Below are 10,607 nucleotides of genomic sequence, written 5' to 3'. Positions count from 1 at the left end.
GGTTCGTCGCCCGAGGAGGTGCCCCGGGCCGGGACCGACCAGGCACGGGCGGCACCCGCAGACGAAGAAAGCACCCGCACGGGTGGGCGGGTGGGAAAGACAGGACGGAGGAAGGACAGGACGTGAAGAAGCGGACCGCGGTTTACGGGGAAGTGGCGACAGAGCTGGCGCTAAGAAGTGACGCGGAACTGCGCGAGCTCGTGGAAAGGGGTGAACCCCTCGGAGAAGGCATCGGCGGACAGACCTCAAAGGTGCTCCTCGCGGGAACCCCCGTCTTCGTGAAGGAGATCCGCCTCACCGACCTCGAAAGGCGCCCGGAGAACACCCACTCGACGGCGAACGTCTTCGACCTCCCGGCGTTCTGCCACTACGGCATCGCCACCCCCGGCTTCGGCGCCTGGCGCGAACTGGCCGTCCATGCCATGACGACGAACTGGGTCCTGGCGGGAGAGCACGACGGCTTCCCCATGACGTATCACTGGCGGGTGCTGCCGAGCACGAGAAGGCCCCTGCCGAAGGAGCTGGCCGATGTGGAGGCGGCGGTGGCGTACTGGGGCGGCAGCCCCGGAATGAGGCGCCGCATCGAGGGTGTGCGGGACGCGACGGCGAGCGTGGTGGTCTTCATGGAGTACATCCCGCAGAATTTGCAGAATTGGCTGCGGAACCGTCTCGCGGAGGCGGACGAGGAGACGACGGAACGCGTCTGCGAGCGGATCGAGCGCGAGCTGCTGGACGGCGCGGAATTCATGAACGACCGCGAACTGCTGCATTTCGACGCGCACTTCGAGAATATCCTGACCGACGGCCACCGCCTGTACTTCGCGGATTACGGCCTGGCGGTGTCGACCAGGTTCGAACTGTCGTCGGCGGAGGCCGAGTTCTACGAGCGGCACCGGACGTACGACCGCGATTACATCCGTACGCACTTGGTGCGCTGGCTGGAGCGCAATACGGGGAAGGTCCCGGCTCCGGTGCTGGCCCGGCACGGGCAGTTGGCCGAGGAGATGGGGGAGTGGCACAGGGCGTTGCAGACGGAGAGCCGGGAGACGCCGTATCCGGTTCAGTCGGCGGGCCGCCATCTGACGCGGTAGTCGACGCCGTCGGGGCGGTAGCGGGGGCCGGGGGTGGAGCGCCACTGGGCGGTCAGGACGCGCGGCTCGGCGGGGGTGTCGCGGTGGGGGAGGAGCAGTGCGGTGAGTTCGTCGTAGCGGGCGTCGACGCCGCCCGTGCCGGGGTGGGTGTCGGGCTCGGCCGTGCCGGCCTCGTAGCGGGCGTGCCAGGCCGCGAAGAGGGCCCACCGCTCGCGCTCCAGGGCGAGTTGGGCGGCGCCGACGGGCCACACGGCGTAGGTGTCCTCGTACACGAGCCGGAAGTAGTGCGGCTTCCCTTCGACCTCGGCGAGGCCGAAAATCGGGGCGTCGTATCGGTCCAATTCGGCAAAGACCCGCTCGAATCCCTCGCCGATCAGCTCCTGTTCATCCCAGATCTCGGCCATGAACGGAGGCCACGACCTCGGGCCGCCGAGGCGCGTACGTTTCTTGAACGCGGGCCCTCGTACGCGCTCTCAGAACGCGTTGCGGACGCCGTTCACCGCCGCCACAGACGGTGCCGGCTGCGTCCGGGACGTCGGGCAGCTCCAACTCCGGTACGGCGAGGTGGTGGTGAGGGTGCTCCCGGCGGTGGCCGGAGGACGCGGCGGGGCGGTCGCACCGGGCGATGAGGAGTTCGCCGTGGACGTCGGCGGCCGCCCGCACCCGGTCGCGTACGTACGCGTACAACTCGCCGAGCGTGATCAGCCCGTCGCGGTCGCCGTCCGCCTCGCCCGTCCGCAGGCCGTGCGCCAGTGCATGGGTGAGGCCCGCCGTGCACCGAATACGTTAAATCGGTTCATGCCGCGTCCTCGGGCGCGGGCGGGCGGCAGGCGAGGATCTGGTCGACGCCCATGCGGTTCTCCCCGAAGGACAGGGCGCTGCCGATGAGGTAGAGCCGCCACACGCGGGCGGTCTCCTCGCCGACGAGGGCGACGAATTCGGCCCAGCGGTCCTCCAGCGTGCGGTGCCAGGCCAGGATGGTGCGGACGTAGTGCTCGCGCATCGCGGTGACGGACCGCACTTCGAGACCGGCCTGTTCGAGCAGGCCGACGGTCTCGCCGAGCGGGCGCATGTGCATGTCGGCGGCGATGTAGGTCTCGATGAAGGCGCCGCCGCCCGGCGCGTTCCGGCCGCGTGACATCTGCTGGACCATCACCCGGCCGCCCGGCCTGAGCCGGTCGTGCAGGGCCGCGGCGAAGGCCGGATACTCGGCGTCGCCGACGTGCTCGCCCATCTCGATGGTGGCCACGGCGTCGTAGCCGCCGCCCCGGATGTCGCGGTAGTCGCGGCACTCCACGTCGACCAGGTCGCTGAGCCCGCGCGCCTTCACCTCCTGTCGTACGTACGCCGCTTGCTCGGCCGCGAGGGTGACGGCGGTGACGCGGGCGCCGTACCGCTCAGCGGCGTGCAGGGTCAACGAGCCCCAGCCGCAGCCGATGTCGAGCAGCCGGGCCTCGGGCCCGAGCCCCAACCGCGTGCAGATCAGGTCGAGTTTGTCGCGCTGCGCGTCGGCGGACGTGTAGTCGGGGGCGTCGCTGGTCCACCAACCGCAGGAGTACGCCATCGTCTCGTCGAGCAGCAGCGCGTAGAAGTCGTTCGACAGGTCGTAGTGGTGGTGGATCGCCGCCCGGTCGCGGTCCTTGCTGTGCAGGCGTCCGCTCAGCCGCGCCGGCGCCCCCGGCGGCGCGGGGCGCGGCCCGATCGCGCCGATCCGTACCGCCGCCGCCAGCGCGCGTGCCCGGTCGGCCGCCGACAGCCGGGCGGGCCGCAGCTTCTGCTGCCGGATGGCCGCCCACACCGTGCGCAGCGCCTCCCCGACATCGCCCTCGACGTCGATCTCCCCGGCCACGTACGCCTCCGCGAGGCCCAGCTCGCCGGGCTGCCAGACCAGCCGCCGCAGCGCCCGCCGCCGCCGTACGACCACCAGCGGTCCGTCGCCCGAGCCCAGCTCGCTCCCGTCCCACAGCCGCACCCGCAGCGGCGGTTCCCCGCCGAGCGCCTGGTCCAGGTGGGGGCGCAGCCGGTCGGCCGCGGTGGGTGTCACGGAGGGCATGGACGCGCTCGCTTTCCGCGGTGCCGCCCGGTGAGGCGGCGGCTCCGCTGTGCTGTTCCGGGCTGTGCCGGGCTGTTCCGGTCGGGGCTCTCACCCTGTATTCGGCGCGGTACGGCGTACGGATTGGCGCGGGTGCCGTCCGTCTGCCGGGGGCTGTCGCACGGCTGTCGTACGGATGTCGCGCGGCGGCGTGCGGGCCTCGGCGGGATTGTCGTTCCCCTCGGATACGTTGCCGCCATGGCTGAATTCGTACTGGTCGCGGGGGCGTGGCTCGGCGCGTGGGCGTGGGACGAGGTGGTGCCCGAGCTGCGGGCGGCCGGGCACGGCGTCCATCCGCTGACGCTGTCGGGGCTCGCCGAGAAGCGGGGCACCGCGCCGGACGCCGGGCAGCGGACGCATGTCGAGGACATCGTGGCCGAGGTGGAGCGGCTCGATTCGCGGGACGTGGTCCTGGTCGGGCACAGCTACTCGGGGATTCCGGTCGGCCAGGCCGCCGGGCGGATCGGCGACCGGCTGGCCCGTATGGTCCTGGTCGACTCCGAAGTGCCGGTCGAGGGCGGGTCGTTCGCGTCCGGCTGGTGGGAGGGGCAGGCCAGATTCGAGGCGATCCTGGCCGAGGGGGACGGCTTCTGGCCGCCGCCCGCCGCCGGGGAGTTCGAGGGCCAGGGCCTGACCGACGAGCAGGTCGCCCGGCTCGTCGCGGGCGCGACCCCGCATCCGGCTGCCTCGCTCACCGAGCCCGCCGCGCTGTCCCGCCCGCTCGCCGACCTCCCGACGACGTATATCAAGTGCCTTCTGGACGGCCCGGAGCCGAACAGCGACGTGGCCGCGCTCCTGGACGGCAAGCGGTGGCGGCTGGTGGAGATGAACACGGGGCACTGGCCGATGTTCTCCGAGCCGCGCCAGCTCGCCGCGATCCTGGGGGCCGAGACCGCCCCCTGATCCCTGCCGGGCGCGCGTGGGCCTCGGGCCCGCGCGGGTGTCGGGCCCACTCGCTGCGGGTCCGTCCTACGTCTGCGGCACCATCACGTCCGCCGGGATACGGCGGCGGACGTCCGCGAGCAGATTCCGCATCGCCATGCGGAAGACCTCGGCCTGGTGCTCGCCGAGGAACGAGGTGTGCCCGAAGACCTCCAGGACCACCTGCCCGTGCAGGCGGCCCCACGCCTCCATGAGGAGAGCGACCGCCGGCGGGGGCAGCTCTCCCGGGCCCTCCGGCGGCAGCCGGTCCAGGTGCGCCAGGAGCCGGGGCGAGAGCGCGGGGACGTCGGCCGCCGCGAGCTGCGCGGTGCTGAAGCCGTCGAACAGTTCGCGCTGGAAGAGCACGCTCATCCGGCGGTTGGCCTGGGTGGTGATGCCGTCGTGCGGGGCCGCGTACCCCCGCAGCGGTGTCCCGTAGAGGAGTTGGTACCGCTCGGGGTGGGCGATGGCCCAGTGGCGGTAGCCCTCGGCCGCGACCACCAGGCGCGGCAGATCCGGCCAGTCCGCCGCCGCTCGGTCGAGCGCGGCACGTACGGCGGCGGTCAGGTCGTCGTACGCCTTGGTGACGAGCACGGTGACGAGGGCGTCCCGGCTCGGGAAGTAGTGGTAGAGCGCCTGCACGGTCATGCCCAGGCCGCGGGCTATCGCGCGCATCGACAGGCCCTCGGGGCCGTTCTCCCCGATCAGGTGTTCGGCGGCGTCCAGGATCTCCTGCGTCGCTGCCGCGCGCCGCCGTTCACGCAGAGAGGGCGCGGCGGGCGGTGGCGGGGGCGTTGCTGCTGTCGGCGGTATTCGCGGTGCCGGCGGTGTCGTCCGTGGTGTCGGCTGTGTTGTCGGCGTGGAGACGTCCGGTGGCGCTGGCGGGTGTTCCTCGGCGGGCATGCGCCCACACTACGACGGCTTCCTTGGCGTGTATCCGGAATTTGAACACTGTCAGGTAAATCTCGCACTGCCAAAGTCTGTTGTGTGCTGTCTACGTTCGTCACGGCGACGTCACTCCCGTCGCATCCGCCGCACGGCGCGACTCCGCGGGCCCCGCACACCCGCGACTGCGCCGGTACGCGCGTCCAGAAGGCCCGCAAGTCCGCAGAGGAGATCTCGCGTGTTCGAACGCATAGCCGAACTGGCGATCCGCCGGTCCCGGCTGGTACTCATCGTCGCCATCGTGGCGACGGCCGTCATGGGTGCCGTGGGTGCTGGCGCCTTCACCAAGCTACTGGGCGGCGGCTTCGACGATCCAGCTTCCCAGTCCACCCGGGCACGCGACCTCATCGACAAGAGATTCGGCGGCGAGACGAATCTGGTGCTGCTCGTCCGCACCGCGGACGGCCGTATCGCCGACGGCCGCGTGGACGCCCCGGCGGCCGAGCGGAACGGGCGGGCCCTGGTCGCCGAGCTGAAGAGCGAGAAGACGCTGGCGAACGTCGTCTCGTACTGGGACACGCGGAGCACCGAACTGCGGTCCAAGGACGGCCGCGAGGCCATGGTGCTCGCCCACGTCAAGGGCGACCCGACGCAGCAGCAGAAGAACGCCGAGAAGCTTCTCGACCACTTCGGCGGTACGTACAAGGACGCGCTCACGGTCCGGGCCGGCGGTGTGGCCGCCGTCGGCAACGACATGGCGACGCAGGTCGTCAAGGACCTCGAACTGGCCGAGCTGATCGCGATCCCGCTGACCCTCGTCCTGCTGCTGTTCGTCTTCGGCAGCGCGGTGGCCGCCCTGCTGCCGCTGGCCATCGCGGTCATCGCCATCCTCGGCTCGTTCGCCGAGCTGTCCCTGCTCGCGGACGTCACCAGCGTCTCGAACACGGCGACCAATCTCACCACGGCCCTCGGCCTCGGACTGGGCATCGACTACGGCCTGTTGATGATCAGCCGGTTCAGGGAGCAGCTCGCGACAGGCGCGAGCGTGGACGACGCCGTCCGCCGGACCGTCCACACCGCGGGCCGCACCGTCGCGTTCTCCGCGGCGACCGTGGCCGCCGCGCTCGCCGCGCTCCTGGTCTTCCCGCAGTACTTCCTGCGCTCGTTCGGCTTCGCGGGCGTCGGGGTCGTCGCCATCGCGGCCGTCAGCGCGCTGTTCGTCATGCCGCCGCTGCTCGTCGTCCTGGGCCACCGGGTCAACAGCGGGCGGATGCCCTGGATGAAGGCCGCGAGCGCCGCGAACGACACGAAGGCCGTCAATTCCGCGAGCGCCGCGAGCGCCACGACTTCCGCCGACTCCACCGCCCGCGTCTCCGTGTGGGCGCGGCTGGCCCGTACCTCCATGCGGCGGCCCGCGCTCACCGCGCTGCCCGTGCTCGTGGTCCTGCTGGCGGCGGCGAGCCCCCTGCTGGGCATCGTCTTCGGCACCCCGGACGAGCGCGTGCTGCCCAAGGACGCCGAGAGCCGCCAGGTCTCCGCGACGCTCAGGAGCGACTTCACCGGCAGCGACGACTCCGCCCTCCAGATCGTCTTCGGCCAGGCCGTGGACAAGGGCCCCCTGGGGTCGTACGCGCAGCGGCTGTCGCAGCTCAAGGGTGTCGTACGGGTCGAGACCAGCACCGGGACCTACGCCGACGGGCAGGCTTCCGCCGCCGGGCCGGGCAGCGCCAACCTCGGCCGCCCCGACGGGCAGCGGATCAGCGTGACCAGCTCCCTGACGCCGAGGTCGGACGCGGCCCAGGACCTGGTCGGCGCGGTACGGGACCTCGCGCCGCCCGCCGGAACGCACCCGCTGGTCGGCGGCACCGACGCCGAACTGGTCGACACCAGGCACTCCATCGGCGGCCAACTCCCGCTCGCCATCGGCCTGGTCGTCCTCACCACCTTCATCCTGCTCTTCCTGTTCACCGGCAGCCTCGTGCAGCCGCTGCGCGCCCTGCTGCTCAACGCGATCACCCTGGTGGCGACCCTCGGCGTCATGACGTGGATCTTCCAGGACGGCCATCTCTCCTCCCTGCTCGGCTTCACCGCGCAGCCGATGGAGATGTCGATGACCGTGCTGATGTTCTGCATCGTCTTCGGACTCTCGATGGACTACGAGGTCTTCGTCACCAGCCGGATCAAGGAACTCCACGACCAGGGCGAGGACACCGAGTCGGCCGTCGTCAACGGCCTCGGGCACACCGGGCGCATCGTCACCGCGGCGGCCTGCCTGCTGGCCGTGAGCTTCTTCGCCTTCGGCACGGCCAAGCTCAGCTTCATGCAGATGTTCGGCCTCGGCAGCGGACTGGCCATCCTCATCGACGCCGTGGCCATCCGCGGTGTCCTCGTCCCCGCCGCGATGCGCCTGCTCGGCGGATCGGCCTGGTACGCGCCGGGCTTCCTGCGCAGATTCCACGACCGCTTCGGGCTCAGCGAGGGCGAGCCGGCCTCCGGTCCCGACCTGGACCGCGAACCGGTCGCCTCGCAGAGGTGATCGAGCGGACCCCGCGGCCCCGGCGCGTGTGACGGCCTCCGCCCTCCCCGGGCGGGGGCCGTGGCGCGTGCCCGACCCCGTCCGCCGCCGCCCCCCACCCGGCGGATCTGTGTGCGATGCCTTGACGCCCCCGCCGTTCCGCCCGACACTCCATTCGCACGCAGCTCTGAGAGCGCTCTCAGGATTCCCGACATGTCATGCCCGCATCACGCATATCGAGTACGGCACCACGGGCGGCGGGTCGCGCACGAGCAGGACGGACCACGCACGACGGACCACGTACCACGGACCACGGCTCACGCTCAGCGTCCCGCCCCCACGGCAGCTGTCCCCCCACGACCGAAAGGCAGCACCTGCCCATGACGACATCCCCTCCATCGGCCGCCCGCCGCTTCGTCAGCGGACGTCCCACGGCCGTGCTCAGCGCCCTGCTCCTCCTCGTGACCGGCATCACCGGCCTTGTGCTGTCCGGCGGTTCGGCGTCGGCGGCCGTTCCCGGACCCGCGGCGGGGTGGACGACCGTGTTCAGCGACGACTTCAACGGGGCGGCGGGCAGCGGCCTCAACCGGTCCAACTGGCTCTACGACATCGGCACGAGCTACCCCGGCGGCGCGGGCAACTGGGGCACCGGCGAGATCGAGACCTCCACCGACTCGACGCAGAACGTGTACCAGGACGGCTCCGGCCACATGGTGATCAAGCCGGTCAAGGACGCCTCGGGGCACTGGACTTCGGGTCGCGTGGAGACGCAGCGCACGGACTTCGCGGCCCCCGCGGGCGGTCAGCTCGAAATCAGCGCCTCGATCCAGCAGCCCAACCCCCAGAGCGGGCTCGGCTATTGGCCCGCCTTCTGGGCGATGGGCGCCGCCGCCCGCCCGGTCAGCGCCACCAACTGGCCCAGCATCGGCGAGATCGACATCATGGAGGACGTCAACGCCCTCAGTAAGCACTCCACCACCTTCCACTGCGGGCAGTGGGCGGGCGAGTGCCACGACCCCGACGGCATCACCAGCGACCTCCAGCCGTGCGCCGGTTGCCAGACCGGCTTCCACAAGTACTCGGCCGTCATCGACCGCACCAACACCTCCGCCGAGCAGCTCCGCTTCTACCTCGACGGCAATCTGACCTACACCGTCAACGAGAACCAGGTCTCCGTCGCCACCTGGCAGGCCGCCGTCGACCACGGCTTCTTCGCCATCTTCGACGTCGCCATCGGCGGCTCGTACCCCAACAAGGTCTGCGGCTGCACCTCCCCGTCCGCCGACATCAGCTCCGGCGCGGGCATGAGCGTCGACTGGTTCGCCGTGTACCAGACGACCGGCGGCAGCAGCGGCACGGTCGGCGGCACGAACAACGGCGGTACGTCGTCCGGTACGAGCACGGGTACGAGCTCCGGGACGAGTTCCGGCACCAGTTCCGGTACGAGTTCCGGTACGAGTTCCGGCACCAGCTCCGGTTCGAGCGCGGGCAGCACGGGCGGCAGCACCACCACGCCCGACTACACCGCCGGTGTCACCTCCACCAGTTCCACGCAGGCCCGCATCTCCTTCACCCCGACCACCCCGGCCGCCTACGTCGACGTCCACTACCTCGTCAACGGCGCGGGTCAGCAGAATTTCCGCATGACCAACTCCTCCGGCACCTGGACCCAGACCGTCAACGGCCTCTCCACCGGCAGCGTTCTCACGTACTGGTTCACGTACGAGAAGAACGGCCCCCAGTACGACTCCCCGCACTACACGTTCACCCAGGGGTCCTGACCCTCGGCCCGCGTGCCTGCTTCGGCGGGGCCTGCTTCGGCGGGGCCGCCCGGACACCGTGTCCGCGCGGCCCCGCCGGCGTTCGCGGGCGAGGTGCGCCAGGCGAATATGCCAGGTCAAGGAGTGGTTGACGCGCATAGACAAGGTCGGGCAGTCTCATGAGTCCGTGAACCCCCCATGGGAGGCGTGATGTTGAGACGGTACGTCCGTGCATTACTCGCTATTGTCATGTTTGCGTCAGCTATCCTCGTCGGAACCGCCGTGACGGCGGGCAGCGCCCATGCGGCCGGCTGCTACTCCTGGGGCCGCACCCTCAGCCAGGGCGCGAGCGGTGAGGACGTCCGCCAGCTCCAGATCCGGATCGCCGGATACCCCGGCTACGGCGCGGTGCTGGCGACCGACGGCCAGTTCGGGCCGGCGACCAAGTCCGCCGTCGTGCGTTTCCAGCAGGCGTACGGCCTCACGGCGGACGGCATCGCCGGGCCGCAGACCTTCGCGAAGATCGGCGCGCTCCAGGACACCGACTGCACCCCGATCCACTTCACCTTCGGCGAGATGAACCGCTGCAACACCACCTGGGCGGGCGGCGCGGTCAGTGCGGCCACCGCCCGTGACAACGCCCTGCGGCTCATGTGGAAGCTGGAGGCGCTGCGCCACGCGCTGGGCGACCAGCCGCTCAACACGAGCAGCGGCTTCCGCTCAGCGTCGTGCAACAGCGCCGTCGGCGGGGCCGCGAACAGCAACCACATGTACGGCCGTGCCGTCGACCTGATCGGCTCGCCGAGCTACTGCCGCATCGTGCAGGAGGCCCGCTACCACGGCTTCAACGAGATCCTCGGCCCCGGCTACCCGGGCCACAGCACCCACGCCCACCTAGGCGACCAGAGCTCCCGCTACTGGAGCGCCTCCTCCTGCGGAATCTGACCCCCGCGCCCCGTGGCCGACGCTCCCCCTCCGCCTCGGCCACGGGGTTCCGCACCGCCCGGATCCGGCGGCGGCGTTCCGGGCCGAGCAGGAGCGCGAACTCTCCGAGGACGACCACGGGTTCGGGACGATGACGAAGAGGGGCCGTTCACGGGCCCCTTGGCCGACGCGGAGGTCCGCGCCTGGTGCCCCGGCGGCCGTCCCACCGAGGCCGAGTGGACCGCCGCGGTGTCGGACCGCGGCGACCTCTACCCCGACCGCGCGGCGGGCAACCGCACCGTCCTCTACGACGCCGACGGCCGGCCGGTCTCGATCGGCTACTGGGGCGTCACGGCGGACTGACCGCGGCGAGCCGCGGCGGGGCGGGGCGGGAGCCGGGCCGGGGCAGGCTCGGGCAG

The 10,607-nt window shown here is 71.4% G+C and carries 9 protein-coding genes; 6 read left to right on the top strand and 3 right to left on the bottom strand.

Annotation, left to right across the window (positions count from 1 at the left end; genetic code table 11):
* Nucleotides 1–122: 122 nt before the first annotated feature.
* On the top strand, nucleotides 123–1,091 hold the full coding sequence (locus ACFY9V_RS10015) for a protein kinase family protein (protein ID WP_391160564.1): 969 nt from the start codon (nucleotides 123–125) through the stop codon (nucleotides 1,089–1,091).
* Here ACFY9V_RS10015 and ACFY9V_RS10010 read toward each other — a convergent pair.
* Nucleotides 1,061–1,495: a hypothetical protein gene (locus tag ACFY9V_RS10010; protein WP_391160562.1), complete on the bottom strand. Its 435-nt coding sequence runs from the start codon at nucleotides 1,493–1,495 to the stop codon at nucleotides 1,061–1,063. The genes ACFY9V_RS10015 and ACFY9V_RS10010 overlap by 31 nt on opposite strands.
* Before the next feature lie 392 nt (nucleotides 1,496–1,887).
* Complete coding sequence (locus tag ACFY9V_RS10005) at nucleotides 1,888–3,144, bottom strand: class I SAM-dependent methyltransferase (protein ID WP_391160561.1); 1,257 nt, start codon at nucleotides 3,142–3,144, stop codon at nucleotides 1,888–1,890.
* Between the two features lie 237 nt (nucleotides 3,145–3,381).
* Here ACFY9V_RS10005 and ACFY9V_RS10000 point away from each other — a divergent pair, with 237 nt between their 5' ends.
* On the top strand, nucleotides 3,382–4,086 hold the full coding sequence (locus ACFY9V_RS10000) for an alpha/beta fold hydrolase (protein WP_391160560.1): 705 nt from the start codon (nucleotides 3,382–3,384) through the stop codon (nucleotides 4,084–4,086).
* 66 nt (nucleotides 4,087–4,152) lie between these two features.
* Here ACFY9V_RS10000 and ACFY9V_RS09995 read toward each other — a convergent pair whose 3' ends face one another.
* Nucleotides 4,153–5,007: a WHG domain-containing protein gene (locus tag ACFY9V_RS09995; RefSeq protein WP_391160558.1), complete on the bottom strand. Its 855-nt coding sequence runs from the start codon at nucleotides 5,005–5,007 to the stop codon at nucleotides 4,153–4,155.
* A 220-nt stretch (nucleotides 5,008–5,227) separates the two neighbouring features.
* Between ACFY9V_RS09995 and ACFY9V_RS09990 the strand changes: the two genes are divergently transcribed.
* The 4 genes from ACFY9V_RS09990 to ACFY9V_RS09975 all read left to right on the top strand — a co-directional run bounded on the left by ACFY9V_RS09990 (nucleotide 5,228) and on the right by ACFY9V_RS09975 (nucleotide 10,551).
* Nucleotides 5,228–7,525 (top strand): MMPL family transporter, encoded by a 2,298-nt coding sequence (locus ACFY9V_RS09990; protein WP_391160556.1) that lies wholly within the window; start codon nucleotides 5,228–5,230, stop codon nucleotides 7,523–7,525.
* Nucleotides 7,526–7,884: 359 nt separating this feature from the next.
* A complete protein-coding gene (locus ACFY9V_RS09985) occupies nucleotides 7,885–9,285 on the top strand; it encodes a glycoside hydrolase family 16 protein (protein WP_355336956.1) in 1,401 nt (466 codons plus the stop codon).
* A 189-nt stretch (nucleotides 9,286–9,474) separates the two neighbouring features.
* Nucleotides 9,475–10,209 carry a D-Ala-D-Ala carboxypeptidase family metallohydrolase gene (locus tag ACFY9V_RS09980; RefSeq protein WP_391160552.1) on the top strand — a complete coding sequence of 245 codons (735 nt, stop codon included), beginning with the start codon at nucleotides 9,475–9,477 and terminating at the stop codon, nucleotides 10,207–10,209.
* A 159-nt stretch (nucleotides 10,210–10,368) separates the two neighbouring features.
* Complete coding sequence (locus ACFY9V_RS09975; RefSeq protein WP_355336959.1) at nucleotides 10,369–10,551, top strand: hypothetical protein; 183 nt, start codon at nucleotides 10,369–10,371, stop codon at nucleotides 10,549–10,551.
* The last annotated feature ends 56 nt before the right edge of the window (nucleotides 10,552–10,607 follow it).

It is taken from the genome of Streptomyces sp. NPDC008317 (assembly GCF_042955955.1).
GTDB lineage: Bacteria > Actinomycetota > Actinomycetes > Streptomycetales > Streptomycetaceae > Actinacidiphila.
Note: the sequence above shows the minus strand (reverse complement) of the source record. Positions and strands in the feature narration are given on the sequence as shown.